At 65.7% G+C, this 19,668-nt stretch carries 13 protein-coding genes; 3 read left to right on the top strand and 10 right to left on the bottom strand.

Annotated elements, in window-relative coordinates:
• Positions 1–34: 34 nt before the first annotated feature.
• From ACOJB8_RS19925 to ACOJB8_RS19910, 4 genes are all read right to left on the bottom strand, one after another.
• Positions 35–1,330, bottom strand: coding sequence for a tyrosine-type recombinase/integrase (locus ACOJB8_RS19925; protein WP_475013812.1), 1,296 nt, complete (start codon positions 1,328–1,330; stop codon positions 35–37).
• 245 nt (positions 1,331–1,575) lie between these two features.
• Positions 1,576–4,053 (bottom strand): glycosyltransferase family 4 protein, encoded by a 2,478-nt coding sequence (locus ACOJB8_RS19920; RefSeq protein ID WP_475013810.1) that lies wholly within the window; start codon positions 4,051–4,053, stop codon positions 1,576–1,578.
• The gene (locus ACOJB8_RS19915) at positions 4,050–5,516 is read right to left on the bottom strand and encodes a flippase (protein ID WP_069266039.1); all 1,467 of its coding nucleotides are present in this window, start codon (positions 5,514–5,516) and stop codon (positions 4,050–4,052) included. The genes ACOJB8_RS19920 and ACOJB8_RS19915 overlap by 4 nt, the downstream gene beginning before the upstream one ends.
• A 30-nt stretch (positions 5,517–5,546) precedes the next feature.
• Entirely contained in the window at positions 5,547–7,718 is a 2,172-nt protein-coding gene (locus ACOJB8_RS19910; protein ID WP_475013855.1) for an NHL repeat-containing protein, read from the bottom strand.
• 409 nt (positions 7,719–8,127) lie between these two features.
• On the opposite strand from ACOJB8_RS19910, the gene ACOJB8_RS19905 reads away from it, so the two are divergent.
• Genes ACOJB8_RS19905 through ACOJB8_RS19895 form a run of 3 tightly spaced genes read left to right on the top strand, consistent with a single transcriptional unit; the run spans position 8,128 to position 11,246 of the window.
• Positions 8,128–9,222 (top strand): acyltransferase family protein, encoded by a 1,095-nt coding sequence (locus ACOJB8_RS19905; protein WP_069266040.1) that lies wholly within the window; start codon positions 8,128–8,130, stop codon positions 9,220–9,222.
• A 37-nt stretch (positions 9,223–9,259) separates the two neighbouring features.
• On the top strand, positions 9,260–10,303 hold the full coding sequence (gmd, locus tag ACOJB8_RS19900) for a GDP-mannose 4,6-dehydratase (RefSeq protein WP_069266041.1): 1,044 nt from the start codon (positions 9,260–9,262) through the stop codon (positions 10,301–10,303).
• Positions 10,290–11,246 carry a GDP-mannose 4,6-dehydratase gene (locus tag ACOJB8_RS19895; protein ID WP_069266042.1) on the top strand — a complete coding sequence of 319 codons (957 nt, stop codon included), beginning with the start codon at positions 10,290–10,292 and terminating at the stop codon, positions 11,244–11,246. The genes gmd and ACOJB8_RS19895 overlap by 14 nt, the downstream gene beginning before the upstream one ends.
• Before the next feature lie 79 nt (positions 11,247–11,325).
• Here the strand turns inward: ACOJB8_RS19895 and ACOJB8_RS19890 are convergent, their stop codons facing one another.
• Genes ACOJB8_RS19890 through ACOJB8_RS19865 form a run of 6 tightly spaced genes read right to left on the bottom strand, consistent with a single transcriptional unit; the run spans position 11,326 to position 19,609 of the window.
• Positions 11,326–12,483 (bottom strand): glycosyltransferase family 4 protein, encoded by a 1,158-nt coding sequence (locus tag ACOJB8_RS19890; RefSeq protein ID WP_069266043.1) that lies wholly within the window; start codon positions 12,481–12,483, stop codon positions 11,326–11,328.
• Positions 12,484–12,511: 28 nt separating this feature from the next.
• Positions 12,512–13,735: a glycosyltransferase family 4 protein gene (locus tag ACOJB8_RS19885; RefSeq protein ID WP_475013806.1), complete on the bottom strand. Its 1,224-nt coding sequence runs from the start codon at positions 13,733–13,735 to the stop codon at positions 12,512–12,514.
• A complete protein-coding gene (locus tag ACOJB8_RS19880; protein WP_475013804.1) occupies positions 13,732–15,213 on the bottom strand; it encodes a glucose-6-phosphate isomerase in 1,482 nt (493 codons plus the stop codon). The genes ACOJB8_RS19885 and ACOJB8_RS19880 overlap by 4 nt, the downstream gene beginning before the upstream one ends.
• A gap of 2 nt (positions 15,214–15,215) precedes the next feature.
• Positions 15,216–16,361, bottom strand: a complete 1,146-nt coding sequence (locus tag ACOJB8_RS19875) for a glycosyltransferase (RefSeq protein ID WP_342947153.1) — start codon at positions 16,359–16,361, stop codon at positions 15,216–15,218.
• Between the two features lie 34 nt (positions 16,362–16,395).
• A complete protein-coding gene (locus ACOJB8_RS19870; protein ID WP_368688242.1) occupies positions 16,396–17,322 on the bottom strand; it encodes a glycosyltransferase family 2 protein in 927 nt (308 codons plus the stop codon).
• A 40-nt stretch (positions 17,323–17,362) separates the two neighbouring features.
• Positions 17,363–19,609 carry a polysaccharide biosynthesis tyrosine autokinase gene (locus tag ACOJB8_RS19865; RefSeq protein ID WP_342947192.1) on the bottom strand — a complete coding sequence of 749 codons (2,247 nt, stop codon included), beginning with the start codon at positions 19,607–19,609 and terminating at the stop codon, positions 17,363–17,365.
• Positions 19,610–19,668: the final 59 nt, after the last annotated feature.

The raw sequence follows: 19,668 nt of genomic DNA, 5'->3' as shown, positions 1-19,668 counted from the left end.
CGCGGGCTGGATTGGGTCGGTGTCGGTCTGATCCTCATGCCGCCTTCGGCGCGGCGGCGGGCTGACCGATTTCGTTCGGCCTGTCGAGTGTGCTCATTACGTCGCGCAGGTGCTGCGGCGACAGGTGCGCGTATCGCCCGCTCATGCGCGCGTCGGCATGACCTAACACGCGCGACACGCTGAACAGGTCGATGCCGCTCATGGCTAGTCGCGATGCTGCGTGATGCCTTGCGTCGTGAAGCCGGAACCTCAGGCGCGTGATGTTCGCCGCGTCGCGGACCTTCGGCCAGTTCTTCAGTTCGCGCAGCGGCTTGCCGCCTTCGCCGGGAAACACGAGCACGGCATCAGGCGGGCACTGCGCGCGCCACTTCGTGAGCACGTCGAGGGCTTCACGGGTCAACGCCAGCGTTCGCGGTTTCCCGCTTTTCGTGTTCGTGCCGCAGAAGGTCACGCGCGCATGCGCGAGGTCCACATCCGACCATCGAAGTTTCAGGACTTCGCCGCGACGCGCGCCCGAGTTCATGCAGATCAACACGACGGGCTTCGTGGCGTCGCCGAACGTGCGGGCAGGTTCGACACGTCGGAGCCGGCGCATGACTTTCGCGCGTTCGCCGCGCACGGCGGCGTCGTATCGGTCGAGTGAGTCACGCAGACGTTGTTCTTCGCTGGGCAACAGATAACGGTCGCCTTCGAGGCCAGGTTCGTCCTGCTTCTTCACGGTGCGCATTGGGTGCGTTTCGATGATTTCCCATTCGCACGCGCGACTGAGCGCACCGCGCAGCGCGTTGATGTAGCGGTTCGTCGTGCCTGGCTTGCGGCCCGCCGCCAAGCGTTGAGTGCGCCAGCGTTCGATGTCGAGCCCGGTGATCGCGGCGAGGTCAGTGTCGAGCAGGTGAGCGAAGCCTCCCTTCGAGCGGATCAGGTCGGCGTTCTTCGTGCCCGAGCGGCCATGCGTGCGAAGGTGATCGTCATATCGGTCGGCGAGGAACGCGCGCAAGGTCATCGTGCCGACCTTGCGCTGCGCGCTGACTCGCGCTTCGTGCTTCGCCAGGCGCATGGCGAGCGTATCGCCCTTCTTGTCGTGCAGGGCACCGTGTGCCTTCGCCGCGTCGCGCGCCGCGCCGGGATCGATGTCGGGCCAGCGCCCGAGCGTGACGCGCTTTGCTCTACCGCTGCAATCGAGGAAGCGGTAGAAGTAGGTGACCGTGCCCTTCGCCGCGACGCGCACGCCAAAGCCGCGCAACTGATCGCAGGCATACTCGCGGGCGATGGTCAGGTTGAGGGCGCGCATGAACGCGCGGTCGATCTTGAATTTCCGGTGGGTTGCCATTGTGCGTGATCCTCGTGGACAAGTTCAGGACAATGCACGCCGTGAACACGGATGCACTGCGCGACGCATCATGAACAGCAACTCGTTGATTTACAACGGGTTTGTGTGCTTCATGATACGTCGCGACACGCTATGAACAAGAAGAATTACCCGCACAGGGGCAACACTTGCATACCGACGCGAACACAAGGAAAGGCCAACGCGGCCAGAAGCCGCGAAAAAAGGCCTAAAAAAAGCAAAAAAACTTACTTGCCCCGAGCAACAACCCCATCGAGCACCCGCTCGACAGCATCGACATACTGCTGCTTCCCAAACCGCTCCCGGGCAGTAGCCAGCCCTTGCACAGCAAGCCGATCCCGCAACGCCGCGTCGTCGTGCAACCTGCCGATGGTGGCAGCGAGTTCCTTGGCATCACCTGGCGTACAAAGCAGCCCGCTTTCACCATGCTCGACGATCTCAGTCACACCACCATCGCGAGAAGCAACCACAGGCCTTTGCGCCAGCATCCCCTCAACGACCACACGCCCAAACGGTTCAGGCGTAATAGACGTATGCGCGATCACATCGACGGCCCGCATGCAAGCCGCAATGTCATGCCGGAAGCCGAGAAAATGCACACGCTCCTGCAGCCCGTTCGCCTCGACGAATGCACGCAGCTCGGCAGCGTAAGCGTCCTCACCGAAGAGCGGCGCACCTACGAACACAGCATGCGCTCGCGGCTCGTCGAGCAACGCTTCGAGCAGCACATGCTGGCCTTTCCAGCGCGCCAGACGGCTGAAAGCACCGACCAGGAACGCATCCTCGGGCAACCCGATCTGCACCCGCAGTTGAGCCTGCGGCACGCGCGCGAGCGCACGGAACGGCGATTCATCCACGCCGTTGTGCACCACGTCGATGCGCTTCGCGTCGAAGCGCGTGAGCTGCGCAAACACCTTCGCCGATGCATGCGAGTTCGCGATCACATGCGCGAGCCCCAGCTTCGCGCAGCCCTTGATCACCGCGCGCTGCACGCGGCCGAAATGCTCGTCGCTAACAATGTCGCGCAAATGCCAGACCACCGGCTTGCGCGCGAGCTTGCCCGCAAGCACGCCGATCACCATCGCGCGCTGCGTGTTGGCGTAAAGCACGTCGGCCTCGCGCGCGCGGCGGCGCGTCTCGCGCACGAGCGCGGCAATGCCCGCAAGCACGCCCAGTCGCGGCGCCGTGCCGCCATCGCGGCGCACCTTGTTCAACGCACCCGAATCGATCACCTCCACGCGCGCGCCGGCTTTGTCGAGCGCCTCCCTGAAGGGCCCGTCGTTGAAGAGCAGCACGTCGATGCGCGAGCGCAAGCCCTTCACCACTTCCAGCAGCGATAGCTCGGCGCCGCCCAGCACGCCGCTCTGGTCGATGGCGAGCACGCGCGGCGCGTCCGCTGCGTCCGCTTCGATCTCGTACGGCGCTGCGCCGTGTGCCGAGCCCGCCTGCGCGATCGCCGGCACCGCTTTCGCCACGCGCGCGAAGAATTGCTCGCGGAAATGCCGCGAAGAAAAGCGCTCGGCATTCGCGCGGCAATCCTCGGCGCGGAATCGGCCAGGATCGCTTTCGAACGACTCGACGGCGTCGATGATCGCGTCCGCGTTTTGCTCTTCGAAGAAAATGCCCGTGGGGCGCGAACCGGTGTCGCGCACCGTTTCGAGCGCGCCGCCCTTGCCGAATGCAATCACGGGCGTGCCACAGGCCTGCGCCTCGACCACGGAAATGCCGAAGTCTTCTTCCGCAGCGAACACGAACGCCTTGGCGCGGCGCATGCGGTCGTGCAGTACGGCGAAAGGCTGATAGCCCAGCACTTCCACATTGGGCGTCGCCTTCGCGCGCACCTTGTGCATGTCGGGGCCGTCGCCGATCACCACGAGGCGCCGCTCGGGCATGCGCGCGAATGCCTCGACAATCAGGTCGATCTTCTTGTACGGCACGAGCCGCGAGGCCGTCAAATAGAAGTCGTCTTTGGTGGTTTCCAGCTCGAACGCGTCGATATCCACGGGCGGATAGACCACCTCGGCCTGGCGCTGATACACCTTCTGAATGCGTCGCGCAATGAACTCCGAGTTGGCGACGAACTGGTCCACCGAATTCGCGGTGCGCACGTCCCAGTTGCGGATGTAGTGCAGGATCAGGCGTGCGAGCATCGACTTCGGCCCGCGCGTGAGGCTCGACTCCTGCAGGTACTGATGCTGGAGGTCCCACGCATAGCGGATCGGCGAATGCACGTAGCTGATATGGAACTGGTCCGGTCCCGTGAGTACGCCCTTGGCTACCGCATGGCTGCTCGAAATCACCACGTCGTAGCCCGACACGTCGAGCTGCTCGATGGCGAGCGGCATGAACGGCAGGTACGCGCGATAACGCTTGCGCGCGCCCGGCAGCTTCTGGATGAACGAGGTCGTCGCGCGCTTGCCGCGCAAGAACGTGCGGTCTTTCGCATCGACGAAATCGACGACCGAGAACAGGTCTGCATCCGGAAAGCAGGCAAGGATCTGCTCTAGCACCCGCTCCGCGCCCGCGTAGGTCACGAGCCAGTCGTGCACGATGGCCACGCGCGGCGCACGGCCTGCGGCGAAGGCTGGCCGCAGCGGCATGACGGCGCCCGTTTCGGAGCGTCGCGGTTTGGTGGCGTCGCGCCGTTGAAGGGGCGCGGCAGCGCTTTCGGACGGCGCCGCTTCGTCGATCAGTTCGTGACTCATGCGCTTTTCCGTGAATTCAGTCGAAAGAGAAGGGAACGGGCGTAGCCGCGCAGCATCGGTGTGGTCGCAACCGACCACACCACGTTGGCAAGTGCGAGCACGACACCGGCGCCGATTGCGTACAGCGCGTCCGGCAGCCACCACGCAAGAGCGAGCGCAGCGGCGAGAAAACTCAGGTGAGCGAACATATCGACGATGATCGTGCGGCTATGAATGCGCGAAAGCCACAGCAGTACGACGTAGTCGAACAGTGCGCGAAACAGCACGGCGGCGGCCGCGCCCGGCAAGCCGAAGCGCGAAATGCCAAGCCACAGCAGACCGGCAAAGAGCGGCAGCTCCACGAGCCCCACGCGCGCGGCGGCGGCAGGATTGTTTTGCGACTGGATGAGAATGCGCGTGACGCCCGCCTGCCCGACGAGCCACACGGCGATGATCAGCACGCGCCCAACCGGTGCGCCATGCGCGGCGATCACGGGCCCGACCCACGCATGCAGGAAGGGCTGGAGCACCACGATCGCGCCGATGGCGATCGGCGTGAACACGGCATTGAGAAACTGCAGCGACTGCGCGGCGATTTCATCGGCATGCTCGCGGCCCAGCGCGGACAGGCGCGGAAACAGCGTGCGCACGAGCGCATTGGGCACCATGTTCAGGCGCGTGACGAGGTTCTGCGGCACGGTGTAATACGTGACGAAGCGCGCACCGAGGCCCGCGCCCAGCATCATGCGGTCGAGCGAGTCCGCGACCATCGTCGTGATGCTCGCGACCAGCATCCAGCCGCCGAAATTGAAGAGCGCCTTCGACGTATCGAGGCGCGGCCCGCGCACCTTGCGAATGCCGAGCACGCGCAGCGCCGAGCGGCCGAGCAGGATCGCGGCGGCCAGACGCGCGAATACGGCGGCGGCCAGCACGGTCTGCAGATTCGGCTCGTACGCCCAGGCAGCGGCAAGCGGCAGCAGCTGGAACAGGAACGTGCCGAGCGTCTGGTTCGTGTTGTAGATGCCGAAGCGCTCCGCGCCGTTGATCGCACCCGCGAACACCCACGAGACGTTCGCCACCGGAATCGCCACGGCGAGCCAGGGCAGCGCGAGATAGACTTCGTGCCGCAACTCGGGCGTGACGTGCGTGAAATACGCGGTATAAAGCGCGCCGCCCGAATAGATCAGCAGGCCGCCAATCGCGCCGGTCGTGAAGTTCAGCCAGAACGCGCTCCAGAACACACGCTCGCAGGCGTCGGCGTCTTTCGACGCATACGCCTTCGAGATCTGGTTCTGCGCGGCCATGCTCATGCCGAGGTCGAGCACGCTGAAGTAGCCGATCAGCGTCCAGACGAGCGCGATCACGCCGTAGCGCTCGACACCGAGCAGGCGGATATAGGAAGGCACCGTGACGAGCGACACGAAGGTCGGCAGCACGAGACCGAACAGATTGATTGCGACGTTGCGCAGTATGCCTTTATCCATTGGGTATCCAGTTGCGGGGCCCGTAGCGGGTCAGGCCGGTTTCCAGCGGTACATGAGCACCTTGCCGCGCGCGTCTTCCTCGACGAACACGAGGTATTCGCCGTTCGCTTCGCGATGCGCGGTGATGCCGAACGGCACGTCGACCCAGCCCGAGGTATTGCCCACTTCGGCGCCCGGGCCGAAGGTGCCGATCTCCTTCGCACTGTCCTTGTCGTACACATGGACGTTGCCCGCGGGCTCGACCACGAACACGTACTGGCCTTCCACCGTGAGCCCCGCGGGCGTGACGGGCGGTTTCGCTTTCGGGTCCCACGGCAGGCGCAGCATGTAGTGCTGCTCGGGGTGGCCGCTCGACCACTTGTCGTAGCGCACCAGCACGCGCCCCGCTTCCTTCCAGAAGCCCGGATCGTGCGGCGCATCGGCCGTATAGCCCGTCACGTAGAGCGTGTCGGTCTGCGGCTCGTAGATCGCGCGATGCACCTCGGTAAACGGCGCGGGGACCGCGTATTTGTCGAGCTTGTCGTACGAGTAGATCGGATTGCCCTTCGCGTCGAGCCCGCCATAGCGGAAGCGCCAGATGCCCTTGTCGTCGCGCGCGCGCCAGATGTCGCCGCGCGTGTCGATCCACCAGCCCCACCCGCCTGCCAGATGGTCGCGGCCCGGATTGCGCGTGAATTCGTCGGCGTCGAAGGCACCGTTGCCGTTCGCATCGCGCCAGATCCAGTCGCCGCCGGGCGGCGGCGCGTTCGGCACGTTCTGCACCCCGCGGCCGCGGCCCGCAATGAAGCCGGAGGGAATCGCGGTCTCGCCGTCGCGCTGCGCGTCGAAGCGGTAGATCTTCAGGTGGTCCGCGTACATGTCGGTGAGGAACAGGAACGTGTGCCCGTTCAACACGCGCGCGGTAGGCAGACCCGGCCACTGGTCCGTGTGGAAAACGGGATCGTCGGGATAGCGGAATCGATTGGACAGGAATCCGACATATTTCCAGTCCTGCCCCGGCGGCTTCGACAAGTCGAGTTCGAAGCGCTTGTTGCCCGTGTAGACGCTGTTGGGGCGCTGCGGGTCCACCCACGCGCCGTCCACGAACAGCAGGCCTTCCAGGTTCCACAGGCGCTTGCCGGCAGGCGTATAGGCCTCCAGCGTTGCGCCAAGACCCGCGCCGATGTTGTCTTCGTGCTGCGGCCCGACGCCGTTGGTCGAGACGTAGATGTTCCCGCGCGCGTCGGTGCCGACGCCCGTGAGGCCATTGAAGCGGCCCGGCCCCGGCCGCCCCGCGACGCCCGAAAAAATGCCGCCGCTCTCGCCGAGCGTGGCGCTCTGCGTCCACCTCTTGCCGTTGCGCGTGAAAATGAGGATCTGCTGGCGCGGACCGTTATCGGCGATCAGCAGCCGTTGCTGCGGATCGAACGCGAGATCCACCGGCACCGAATCGTCGGGTAGCGCGAGCGTGTCGTCGAGGCGCTTGCCATCCGCCGAGTAGTGCTCGACGCGCGGATGCGCGGCGCCCTTACCCGCTTCGGCGCCCGTGAGCACCCACACCGACCCGTCGGCTGCAAGCGCGATGCGGCCCGGCGCCTGCACGTCCCATTGTCCCTTGCGCTGCATCGAATTCGCGTCGTACACCTCGATGCGGTTCATCGGCGTGTTGCTCACATAGAGCGTCGAATCCGTCGCGGCGAGTCCGCCAATGTCGGCATGCGTGCCCATGGGCACGTCGTTGATCTTCAGGAACGACGCGGAAAGCTGCGCATGCGGATTGAGCGGATCGGGCGAAGCCTGAAATGCGGCGGCGCGCTTGGGCTCGTCGAGCGGCCGGCGCGTGATGCCGTACCACTGGCTGCCCTTCGCAGGCCAGATGCCGCTGCCGACCAGATGACCCTTCTCGTTGCCCACGCCGACCGCTGCATACAGATAGCGATGATTCACGGCCACGGCGTTGCCGCCGGCTCCCCCCCAGCCATGCGTGCCGCCGGCGAAGCCGAGCGGTTTGCCGTCCTGGTACGCGCTGATCTCGGCGCCGCTCTCGTCCCACGGCGCATTGGTGAACACCTTGCCTTCGGGCGTGACGGCGATGGCCGTGACGTTGATTTGCATCCAGGTGCCCTGGCCGTTGCCAAAGCTATTGCCGATCCACGAGGTCGTCACATTGAGTTGCGGCGCGGCGATGGTCTGAACCGACGACGTGCAGATAAACGTGCACATCGCGGCCAGTGCCAACGTCCTGCGCAAGCGGCGATCGGGATTCGATAACGGCAAGGCAATTCCTCCGGTCAAGTGACGGCAATCTGCCAGGATCATGCCGTACAAATCCGCTGAAAAATCGCCTCCAAAAAAGGGAAAATAATTCAAAAAAATTCAGTATTTATGACCCATTTCTGAGTCATCCGGAAATAAACTCCCGAACACCGGATATCACGCCAAAAAGCCATGCGGCGCGGTGTTCGGCACGCCCGCCACACTTTCCATTCGGCAATGCGTATTTCATATCGCGCAAATTCCGGCATTTAAATTCAAAAATCCAGAATCAATATATTTCGGCTTTTTGAACATTTAATTCTTTCTAGAATGAATCGCGAAGCAATCGCGCATGCATGACCCCACCGGAGAACCGATGACCGTAAGCCGCCCAGTCAGTCAACAAGGCCTCGCCGACCATTCCCACCGCATCGTCCAGCTGGACGGTCTGCGTGCCTTCGCCGTGCTCGCCGTGTTCGCGCAGCACGCGTTGCGCGCGCCGCTGTGGATGGGCGTCGACCTGTTCTTCGTGCTGAGCGGCTTTCTCATCACCGGCATCCTGCTCGAACGCAAGGCGCGGGGGCAATCGTATTTCAGCTACTTCTATGCGCGCCGGGTGCGCCGTATCCTGCCGCCCTACGTGCTGCTGCTCATCGTTTCGTCGCTGCTGTTCGGCTTCGGCTGGGCACACTACTGGCCGTGGTATGCGTTCTTCGCGACCAATATCGGCGACGCACTCGGCCAGAGCGGGCACGACAGCCTCAACATTCTCTGGTCGCTCGCCGTCGAAGAGCAGTTCTACATCGTGTGGCCCTTCGTCGTGCTGCTTCTGCCGCAACGGCTCATGGCCGTCGTGGCCGCCGCGCTCATTTTTGTCGTACCCGTGCTGCGCGCCGTCGCGACCCCGTGGTTCGACTCGTACTGGCCCATTTACTACCTCACGCCGTTCCGCATGGATTTGCTGGCCGCCGGCGCGCTGCTCGCCGTGCTCGTGCGCCGCGACCGCAATGCGCTCGAGCCCTTCAAATGGCCCGCCGCCGTGCTCTTTTTCGCGGCGCTCGGCGTGCTGGCCTGGCTGCACCTGCACTACCCGCGCTTTCGAGGCATGAACACGCCGCTCTCCAACGCCATGCTCTATAGCGTTTCGCTCGTGCTCTGCACCTCCATCGTCGTGTTCGCGCTGCAGTCGAAAGGCATCGTGCGGCGCCTGCTGTCCAACCCGGTGCTCGTGTATATCGGCACGATCAGCTACACGATCTACCTCATTCACCTCACGATTCTCTATGCCGTGTGGCCGCTCCATTACGGCCGCATCCAGAGCGCCGCGATTGCGCTCGTCCTCACGCTCGCTTATGCGAGCGCGAGCTGGTTTCTCTTCGAGCGCCGCCTCACGCGCGGTCCGCGCCGCCGCCCAGCGGTTGAGCCGGTCGACCTCACCGCGCGCGTGAGCCAGTCGAGCCCGCAGTCGTAATTCCTGAATCCCGTTCGATACTTCAAAGGCACATCACATGAACGAACGTCGCAAAGCGATCATCACCGGTGTTTCCGGCCAGGACGGCGCCTACCTCACGCGTCTTCTGCTCGACAAGGGCTACAACGTCACGGGCACCTATCGCCGCACCAGTTCCGTCAACTTCTGGCGCATGAACGAGCTGGGGATCCTCGACCATCCGTCGCTCGACCTCGTCGAACACGACCTCACGGACGCGGGCTCGACCCTGCGCCTCGTCGAGCGCGCCCAGGCGCAGGAGGTCTACAACCTCGCCGCCCAGAGCTTCGTGGGCGTATCGTTCGACCAGCCCGCCACGACCGCCGAAGTCACCGGCATCGGCGTGCTGAACATGCTCGAAGCGATTCGCGTCGTGAATCCGAAGGCGCGTTTCTACCAGGCTTCGACCTCCGAAATGTTCGGCAAGGTCCAGGCCATTCCGCAATGCGAGGACACGCCGTTCTATCCGCGCAGCCCCTATGGCGTGGCCAAGCTGTTCGCGCACTGGTCCACGGTCAACTACCGCGAGTCCTACGACATCTTCGCGACGAGCGGCATTCTCTTCAACCACGAGTCGCCGCTGCGCGGGCGCGAGTTCGTCACGCGCAAGATCACCGACAGTGTCGCCAAGATCAAGCTCGGCAAGCTGAACATGCTCGAACTCGGCAACCTCGACGCCAAGCGCGACTGGGGCTACGCCTCCGAATACGTCGAGGGCATGTGGCGCATGCTGCAGGCCGACGAGCCCGACACCTACGTGCTCGCCACGGGCCGCACCGAAACCGTGCGCGACTTCGTGAAGATGGCCTTCGCCGCCGCCGGTTTCCAGCTCGAATGGTCGGGCAAGGGCGAGCGCGAAACCGGCATCTGCGTCGCCACGGGCCGCACGCTCGTGCGCGTGAGCCCGCGCTACTACCGCCCCGCCGAAGTCGATCTGCTCATCGGTGACGCGACCAAGGCGCAGGAGAAACTCGGCTGGAAACCGCAGACTTCGCTCGAGCAGCTCTGCCAGATGATGGTCACGGCCGACCTTGCGCGTAACGAACGCCATGACACATTCTGAGCCCGCTAGCCGTCCGCGCGCGCTCATCACGGGCATTGGCGGCTTTACGGGCCGCTATATGGCCGCTCGCCTCGCGGCGGACGGCTACCGCGTGTGGGGCACCGTGCGGACGGGCGAATCGCTGGACGCGGAAGCCTTCCCGTTCGGCGCCACCGCAATCGAGGCGGACTTGCTCGACCGCGCCGCGATCGCCCATGCGCTCGAAACCGTGCAGCCCGACGTGGTCGTGCATCTCGCCGCAGTGGCCCACGTGGCCGACAGCGACGTGGCACGCACCTACGTCGTGAACATCGTCGGCACCCGCAATCTGCTCGAGGCACTCGCGCAGCAGAAGCACGTGCCGCGCGCCGTCTTGCTGGCCAGCAGCGCGAACGTCTACGGCAACGCCACGAACGGCGTGATCGACGAACAGGTCGATCCCCAACCCGCCAACGACTACGCGGTCAGCAAGCTCGCGATGGAATACGTCGCGAGGCGTTTTCAGGCGCAATTGCCGATCATCATCGCGCGCCCGTTCAACTACACGGGCGTGGGCCAGTCGCCGGACTTCCTGATCCCGAAGATCGTCGAGCACTACGCACGCGGCGAAAAAGAGATCTCGCTCGGCAACCTGCACGTGGCCCGGGACTTCTCCGATGTGCGCGACGTGGTGAACGCCTATGCGCGGCTCGTCGAAGTCGCGCCGCGCGGCACCACCGTCAACGTCTGCTCGGGCAGCGGTCAGACGCTCGGTGCGCTGCTCGACATGCTCGCGCGCATCGCCGGCTACGAGATCGAGGTGCATGTCGATCCGCGTTTCGTACGCGCCAACGAGGTGCGTCAGCTGATCGGGTCGAATGCGAAGCTGCGTTCCATCGTTGGCGACAGCTCGCGCAAGCACCTCGAAGAAACCTTGCGCTGGATGTACGAAGAGGCCCGCGAACGCGTGCTCGAAACGCAATAGCGCTGCTTGGCTGCTCTCGTTCTACAAATCAACCGCCGCTCTCCCGAGCGGCGGTTTTCTTTGGGTCGATCGACTCGCTTCAGTGAGCGGCGATGGCTTCCGCGTACACACCGGCCACGCGCTTCGCGATCACGGCGTTGTCGAAGTGCTCGCGCGCGTACGCCTTGCATGCCTCTTCATCCGGCAGCTTGATGCGGCCCGAAAGCGCGCCGTCGATGCCATCGGCGATCGCGTTCGCGCCCGTGCTCGGCAGCACGAGATCTTGCGACAGACCCGCCACCGCCTCCGGCAGACCGCCCACGGGCGTCACCAGAACCGGCGTACCCGCGGAAAGCGACTCCACCGTGATCAGGCCGAAGCCCTCCAGCGCAACCGTCGGCACCACGCTCAGCGTGGCCGCGCGATAGAGCGAAGGCAGGTGCGCGTCGGGCACGAAGCCGAGCAGCTTCACGTTGTCAGCCAACCCTGCTTCGTCGATACGCTGCTGAAGTTCGGACTCCAGACGGCCTCGCCCCGCGATCAGCAGGAGCACGTCCGGGTGGCGTTGCTTCACCATCTTGATCGCGTCGATCAGGTCTTCGAGGCCCATGCGGCGCACGAGGCGGCGCACGGCGAGGATGATCGGGCGGCCTTGCGGCAACTGGAGCTTCAGGCGCGCTTCCGCCGTCGTGCAGGCCGGGTCGAAATGCGCCGTATCCACGCAGCCCGGCACGATGCGCACGCGCTCGGGCGAAATAGCGTAGCGGCGCGTGAGAATGTCGCCAAACGCCTTCGACAGCACGATGAGCCGCGAGGAGCGCTCATACACCGACTGCTCCAGCGAGTGCTTGATGCGCTGGCTCAGCGTGGCCGCGCCTTCCACGAAGCTTTCGTCGGCCCACGGGCCCTGGAAGTGCGAAACCTGTGGAATGCCGCGCGTGACGTCGAGCCCCGGGAAGGTGTACAGGGCGAAGTGCGAGGAAATGACGTCGGGACGGTGGCGGCGAATCTCGCTGCGCAGCGCACGGCGCGCATCCATGAGGCGAAACGGCAGCGAGCGCGAAGCGGAGCCGAAGCCGTGAATCGCGCCGCCGCTGTCCTGGGCCACCTTGGGCGAGCCAGCCACGACGCCGCGCACGCGCACGCCCGCGCCGGGCAGCGCGCCGACGAGCGAGTAGTACATGCGGTCGAGGCCGCCTGCGCGCTCGGGAAACCAGTGCATGCCGATCTGCAGCGATTGAATGGATTGTGTGGTCATCGCGTGTCCTTATTCTGCACGTATGCGGTTATCGGGGGGTCTCTGCGCGCTGGAGCGTTTGACCGCGCGGCAGCGTCGCAGCAGCGAACGCGGGTTCTTCGCGGCGTACGGCCTCGCTCGCGTCGCCGGCCAGTTGCCGGTAGAGCGCGATGTACTGCGCGGCCATGCGCGCCCAGCCGAACTGCGTGGCCAGTTCCGCCGCCGCCTCGCCCATCGCGAGCCGGCGCGGCGTGTCGGTGGCGAGCGTCTTCACGGCGTTGGCGAGCGCGGGCACGTCGTCGGGGTCTTCGAGCACGATGCCGCAATCGGGCGTGATGATTTCGGCGCCGCCTGCCGTACGCGCGGTGACGACGGGCAAGCCCGCCGCCATCGCTTCGAGCAGCGAGAGGCTCATTGCTTCGTAGCGCGAAGGAAATACGTAGGTATCGACGGAGCGCATGAGCGTAGGCATCTCGCGCACGAGGCCGAGAAAATGCACCCGCGACTCGATGCCCAGCTCGCGTGCGAGGTCGGGATACGGGCTGCCCGGCAGGTAGCCCGCCACGGCCAGATGCACGTTGTCGGGCATCTGCTTCATGGCGTGCAGCATCGTGCCGAGGTTCTTGCGCGGCGTGCGCAGATCGCCCACGAAGAGCAGCAGGAACGCGTCGGCGGGCAGCGAGAACTTCGCGCGGTCCGCGCTCGCGGCCGAGAAGCCACGCGTATCGACGCCGTTGTAGATCACGTCGAGCCGCTCCACGGGGTTGCCGCCCGACGCGCGAATTTCGTCGGCGACCTTGCGCGAAACGGCCGCGATCACGCGCGAGCGCCGATACGCCCAGCGCTCCAGCACCGCATTGGCGCGCGTGTAGACGAACTGGTAAGCGGACCACACGCCGCGCGTGAGACCGAACGGGTAGTACTTGCTGCGCGCCCAGCCGCCGTGCACGAAGTGTGCGGTGTTGACGTCGGCGTGCGCCCAGGTGATGAAGCCGTTCACATGGAGCACATCGTATGCGCGCCGGTTGCGGCGCAGCCACAGCGCGCTCTTCACCGCGAATACCTGCTGGCGCAGCAGGTTGGTGGGCCACGCGCGCGAAGGTTGCACATTCACCCATTTCACCTTGGGGTGGGCAAGCAGCTCGGGCGCGACATGCGAGGCGACCAGCGTCACCTCGAACCCCTCGTCGAGCGCGGCGCGCGCGATTTCATGATTGACGCGGCCCTGGCCGTCATTGTGGCGCACGACATGCGTGACGATTGCGACTCTCAATCGGAGACCTCCGTGGTAGGGGCCTGGCGTTGCAGCTTCGCCCAATGCCCCGCGCTGAGAATGGAAAACACGCTCGAAAAGAGCAGCAGGCCGCCGGTACCCACGAGCGAGTTGGTGAACACGAGCATGGCGAAGATCGATATCGCGAGGCTCAGGCACGCGCACACGTAGCGGTCCTCGGGAAAACGCATCGACACGCGCACCGCGCGCACGAGCAGCCACAGCACGCCCGACATGTAGAGCAGCGTGCCGGGCCAGCCCAGCACGAACGGAATGTTCATCACGCCGCTGTCGAAGCTGCCGTATTGGCCGAGCTGGCCGTTGTTACTGGAAAGCTTGGTCGATGCGCCGGTGGCGCCGAGACCCTCGCCCGTCACGTCGGTGAAGGCCTTCTTCGCGAAGTCGGCATAAAACTGGTTACGCGCCTCGTAGCTCTGGTCGTCCTTCAGGTTCACGAGCGTATTCAGACGCTGCTGCATGCGGTCCGCCACGGGACCGAACGTGAGCAGCGGCACGCACACGCCCGCCAGCACGATCGCGCTGACGATGATGCGAATGCGCACCTTGTTGCTCGACTTCATCAGCTGGATCACCATGGCGATCGCCCAGCCGCCCCAGGTGGAGCGCACGAGCGAGAGCGCGAACGAGAAGAAGCCGAACGCCGCCGCGATCCAGCGCACCCGATGCTTCGCGGCCATCACGAACACCATCGCGCCCATCATCGCGAACGCGAACGGGCCCGACGAGTTCATCGTGCTGAACACACGCACGCCGAGCGGCACGGGGTCGCCCTGCGAGTTCATGTCCGAGCCGATCATCCACATCGCATCCCATGGCGGCATGATGAAGAACTGCACGAGACCATACGCGCCCATCACGAGCATGCCGTAGATGAAGGTGTTGATGATGGTCTTGCTGCACTCGGGATACTGGCGCGTGAGCACCATGATGTGAAAGCCGATCAGGAACGGATAGATCCAGTTGGCAAGGTCATAGACCGCCGCGGCCGGGCCGCTGCCCACCACGCCCACCACGAACCCATAGCCGATGCCGAGCAGCGCGAGCAGGAGCGGCAGACCGCGCCGCTGCCCGAGGATCGGGTAGTAGCGCAGCAGCGAAATACCGCTGATCATCGTGACGGCGAGCGGCGCGACCTGAATGAGGCTGGTGGGCGTGAAGCCGCCCTTGCCGTAGTCGGCGAGGCGCCGCACTTCGGGGCTCAGGAACCACAGCCACCACATGAAGCCGATATAGCGCACCGGGTTCACGAAGTAGAGCCAGAATCCCACCGCGATCGACAGCACGGGAAACGCCAGCGTCAGCACGGTGCCCTGGTGCGCGCCGATCAGCAGCACCGTGAATACCCACAAGGCGAGCGGCGGCAGCGTATCGCGGCCGAGCAGGCTGCGCAGGCCGCCGCGGCGGCGGCCCGGCTGGCTCGCCGGCGCGGGTGCGGGGATAGCGGTCGTGACGTCCATGATCACATCCCGCGCGCGGCGACGCCCCGGCCTTGGGGTTCGCTCGCGATCGACTCGCCGTTGCGCGCGTCGCGCTCGTGCAGCATCTCGCGCGTGAGCTGCGCGTGCTGCCGCGCGAAGTGCTCAGTCGTGAGATCGCGCGTGCGCAGCTGCTCGCAGGCCTCGCGCGCCTGGGCGAGCGCCCGCGCCGGGTCGGCCACGAGCGCATTCGCCGCGTCGCGCAGTTGCTCGGCGTTGAACGGCTCGACGTACGAGGCGGCCTTGTCGTCGAAGTAATCTTCGAGCGCACCGACCTTCGTCGCGATCATCGGCTTGCCGAGCGCCGCGGCTTCCAGCATCACCGTGATGCCCGAAGCATGCGTGTTGGGACGCAGCGGCACGACGATGATGTCCGCCCAGTCATACAGCGCGTGCTGTTGCTTGATGCCGGAAACGCGCACGATCTCGACGTTGTCCGCGCGCGCCGATGCTGGCATGCGCCGGCGCGTGGCGATACGTACCTGGTAGCGCGAATCGTTGCCGAGCGCGCTGACGAGCGTGGTCCAGTCGCGATCGCGGTCGTTGCCGATCGCGGCCACGCGCACGGGCGTATGCGGCGTCCACTGCGCAGGCGGACGCAGCGGAAAATCGCTGGTATTGAGCCCATAGAGCACGTGACGCGCCTCGCGCCCGAAATACTCGCCGCACAGCGCGGCATTCTCGCTCGCGAGCGTGGTGAGCAGATCGGCACGCTTGAGCAGCCGCTTGTAGATCGCACGGCGCAGCGCGCCGTAGCCGGGCCAACGGTCGAGCAGCCACACGCTTTGTGCGAGCAGCAGCGGGCGCGCGCCGCCCTTCTTCGCGTTCATCAGCAGCACCAGCGCCACGGCCAGATGCTCCTGCTCGGTGTGCGTCCAGATGACGTCGGACTGCAGAATGGCGCGGCGATTGCGCCAGGCGTGAATGAAGTCGAAACCGGCCGCGGCCTTCAGCGCACGCCGCATGAAGCGCATGGGCGTGCTTTCGCTCGCGTCCTGCGCGTAATTGAGGGCGAATTCCGCAGATTCCGCGTGGTGGTAGCCATACAGGCTGCCGATGTTCTCGCCTTTGCGATAGCGGCGCGGATCGGCGCCATAGAAAAGGTGGACGTGGACTTGCGTACTGCTCATTCGGGGTCCTCCCTGTAGTCGTTGGCCGCGCCAGTCAAACGAGCGCGCGGCGCGCCTCTCGTGCGCCGCCGCGCACCGCGCGCCAGCGTGCGAACGCCGCGCCCGCGGAATCGCCGCGCACGGCGCTCAGGCCCGTGTGCACGAGGCCCGGATACACGCGCGTGCCGACGAGCGCGTACCACCACCAGGCGGTTTCGCGGCGCAGCGGCGTGAGATGGCCGAGCAGGATCAGATGCAGGTTGTAGGCGGCGTTGCGGATCGAGGCGAGCGTCTGCGCGTTGCGGGGGTCTTCGCCCGGGCGCGGCGCGGGGTAATGGTCGACGGCCACGAGCGGGTCGTAGACGAGCTTCCAGCCCGCGCGCTTCACGCTCAGGCTGAACGCCATGTCGTTGTGCGTTTGCGCGCCGGTGCCGCGCAGGCGCCGGTCGAAGCGCAGGTCGCCGATCGCCGCGCGTCGATAGCTCATGTTCGCACCCTTGAGCAGGTCGACTTCGCGCGCACCGCCCGCGCCCAGATGATGGTTGCCGATGATGCGGCCCGAGCGCTGCAGCTTGCCCACCAGCGTGCGCTCGCCGTCGATCACGCGGCCGCCTTCATGCACCCAGTCGCGGCCGCCCAGCGCCCCGAGCTTCGGGTCGGCCTCGAAGGCCGCCGCAATGCGCGCGACCCAGTCGGCGCGCGGCGCGGCGTCGTCGTCGGTAATGGCGATCACGTCGCCCGTCGCGGCCTCGATGCCGCGATTGAGCGCCGCCACCTGCCCCGGCTCCTCGACGATGGCCACTGCCACGTTGAGCACGCGGGGCGTGACGTGTTCGGCGAGGCACGCGTGCGTCGCCTCGTCGTCGGCACGCGCCACCACCACGATCTCGTCGGGCGCGCGCTGCTGGCGCAGCAGCGCCGAAAGACAGCGCGACAGATCGTCAGGACGCCGATAGGTCGGCACGAGCACGGTCACTTTCATCGCGAGTTCTCCTTTGCTGTGCTTGATGGGGGCGTTTGCGTCATGCGCTCAGGTACTCGCGCACGTTCGCGTAGCCATAGCCGTAGTTGCCGCGCGTACGCGCCGGCACGCCGTTGAACACGCCGCCCTGCACGCGCACGCCGGCATTGCGCAGACGCTTGAGCGCGTCGGCGATTTCGCCTTCGGTGTGCATGCCCGAGCGCAGCACGAGGAACGTCGAGCCCGCATGGCCGCCGATGATGGCGGCATCGGTCACGGCGAGCACCGGCGGCGTGTCGATGAGCAGCACGTCGTAGCGGTTCGACAGGCCTTCGAGGTACTGGCCCAGACGCGGCGACATCAGCAGCTCGGAAGGATTGGGCGGACGGCGGCCGCACGACATGAAGTGCAGGTTGTCCACTTCGGTCGCGCGAATCGCCTCGTCCAGCGAAATCTGCCCCGAGAGCAGCTCGGAGAAGCCGTTTTCCTGGGGGCCGCCCAGATGGCGTTCGAGCGCGCCGCGGCGCATGTCGCCGTCGATCATCAGCACGCGCTTGCCCGAATGGGCGAGCAGCACGGCGAGGTTCGCGGTGAGGAAGCTCTTGCCCACGCCCGGCACCGAGCCCGTCAGCATGACGACGCGATTGCGCGCGTCCATCACGCTGAACTGCAGCGAGGTGCGCAGGCTACGCAGGCTTTCGACCGTGAGGTCCTTCGGGCGCGAGTTCGCGAGCACTTCACGCAGACGCGTGCCGCCGCGCACCGGGGCCCGCTTTTCGAGCGCCAGCTGCTCCGGCGAAAGCGGCACGAGACCGTACACCGGCAGCTGGAACGAGCGCTCGATCTGGTCCGGATCGACGATGCCCTTGAACATGTTGCGGCGCATGAGCACGAAGCCCGTGCCGAGAATGATGCCGAGCAGCGACGCCGCCGAGACGATCAGCAGCTTCTTGGGCTTCGACGGATTGCCGGGGCGCAGGGCCGGATCGACGATGTGCACGTTGCCGCCCGTGCCCACGCGCTGCACCGAAAGCTCCTGGATGCGGTTGAGCAGCAGCACGTAGATGTCCTCGGCCACCTTCGCGTCACGCTGCAGCTGCACGGCCTTCACTTCCGTGGCCGGCAAATCGCGGAACTTCGTGTCGTACTTCGCGCGCTCGCCCTGCAGTTGCGCGAGCTGCTGGCGCGCCGCGATCAGCACCGGGTGCTGGTCGCCGAAGCGCTGCTGGAGCGAGGCGATCTGCAGTTGCAGCGCCGAAATCTGCTGCTCGTACTGCACGCTGCCGTCGAGATAGATCTTCGCTTCGTCGCTCGCGTTGATCGAGCCCGACTTGCTTTGATAAGCCGTGAGCGCCGCTTCGGCGTTCTCGAGGTCCGACTTCAGGCGCGGCTGTTCGCTGCGCAGGAAGTCGAGCATCTTGCTCGCGTCGGCCTGCTTGGTCGCTACGTGCTCGCGCAGATACGACTGCGCCACCGCGTTGGCGATTGCTGCCGCGTGCTCGGGGTCGTTGTCTTCGAGCGAGATGTCGATCACGCCCGTTTGCTTGCCCTGCTCCTGAACCTGGATCGCGTTCTGGAAACCGCTGATCGCGTCGAGGTCATTCAGGCGCACGACCTTGAAGCGGGTGCCAGGACGCGCAACGAGCTTGTTCACGAGCAGCTTCACGCCGCCGCCCTGCTCGACCTGGCCGACGGCGCCTTCGAGCAGGCGCGCGCCGTCCGGGGTCGAAACCACGTAGCGGTCGTTGTCGAGCGCGGTGAGCGTGAGCTTCTTGCCTTCGAGCTCGGGCGTAACCTCGATCGAGTCGATGTTGATGACTTCGCCGCCCCACGCGAAATTGCTGAGCCAGTTGCTCAACCCGAACCACGGACGCGCCGGCGTGCCCGGCGTCGCGAGACGCGCGGACAGGCTGCCGATCAGCGGCAGCATGACCGGCGTGACGGTGGTGTTCAGCTTGAACTGCTTCACCACCGGCTCGACGACGCTGCGGCTCTTGATCATCTGGATCTCGGCGTCGGTGGGCAGACTGCCCGTCGACGATCCGGAGCTGATGTTCGCGCCGGTTTGCGTTTGCGTGAGGGCCTGCGACGTGTAGTCGGAAGGCTCCACGCGAACCTGGGTGTCGGCCGTATAGACCGGCTTGGCGATGAAGCAGTAGAACACGGCCATGGCGATCACCGCCGCCGCGATCGCGATGAGCCAGCCGATGTCGTCGATGATGACGCGCAGCAACTGGCCGAGGACGACGTCCTCTTCCTCGGTGCGGGCCGCCGGGGCCGCCTGGCTATTGGCTTGTATGGTCACGATTCAATCCCGTTGTTTAGGTGTTGCTCCTGGGTCCTCTTTCGAAGCTTTTCGATCACGTG

The organism is Paraburkholderia sp. BR10141 (genome assembly GCF_056155635.1).
The sequence above is the reverse complement of the archived record's forward strand: the minus strand, read 5'-3'. Positions and strand labels throughout refer to the sequence as shown.

Bases quoted from the DNA above. Each gene is read 5' to 3' on its own strand.
- ACOJB8_RS19910 (WP_475013855.1), bottom strand. From the start codon at position 7,718: ATGTGCACGTTTATCTGCACGTCGTCGGTTCAGACCATCGCCGCGCCG.
- ACOJB8_RS19920 (WP_475013810.1), bottom strand. From the start codon at position 4,053: ATGAGTCACGAACTGATCGACGAAGCGGCGCCGTCCGAAAGCGCTGCC.
- ACOJB8_RS19890 (WP_069266043.1), bottom strand. From the start codon at position 12,483: ATGACCACACAATCCATTCAATCGCTGCAGATCGGCATGCACTGGTTT.
- ACOJB8_RS19895 (WP_069266042.1), top strand. From the start codon at position 10,290: ATGACACATTCTGAGCCCGCTAGCCGTCCGCGCGCGCTCATCACGGGC.
- ACOJB8_RS19905 (WP_069266040.1), top strand. From the start codon at position 8,128: ATGACCGTAAGCCGCCCAGTCAGTCAACAAGGCCTCGCCGACCATTCC.
- ACOJB8_RS19880 (WP_475013804.1), bottom strand. From the start codon at position 15,213: ATGGACGTCACGACCGCTATCCCCGCACCCGCGCCGGCGAGCCAGCCG.
- ACOJB8_RS19875 (WP_342947153.1), bottom strand. From the start codon at position 16,361: ATGAGCAGTACGCAAGTCCACGTCCACCTTTTCTATGGCGCCGATCCG.
- gmd (WP_069266041.1), top strand. From the start codon at position 9,260: ATGAACGAACGTCGCAAAGCGATCATCACCGGTGTTTCCGGCCAGGAC.
- ACOJB8_RS19925 (WP_475013812.1), bottom strand. From the start codon at position 1,330: ATGGCAACCCACCGGAAATTCAAGATCGACCGCGCGTTCATGCGCGCC.
- ACOJB8_RS19915 (WP_069266039.1), bottom strand. From the start codon at position 5,516: ATGGATAAAGGCATACTGCGCAACGTCGCAATCAATCTGTTCGGTCTC.
- ACOJB8_RS19870 (WP_368688242.1), bottom strand. From the start codon at position 17,322: ATGAAAGTGACCGTGCTCGTGCCGACCTATCGGCGTCCTGACGATCTG.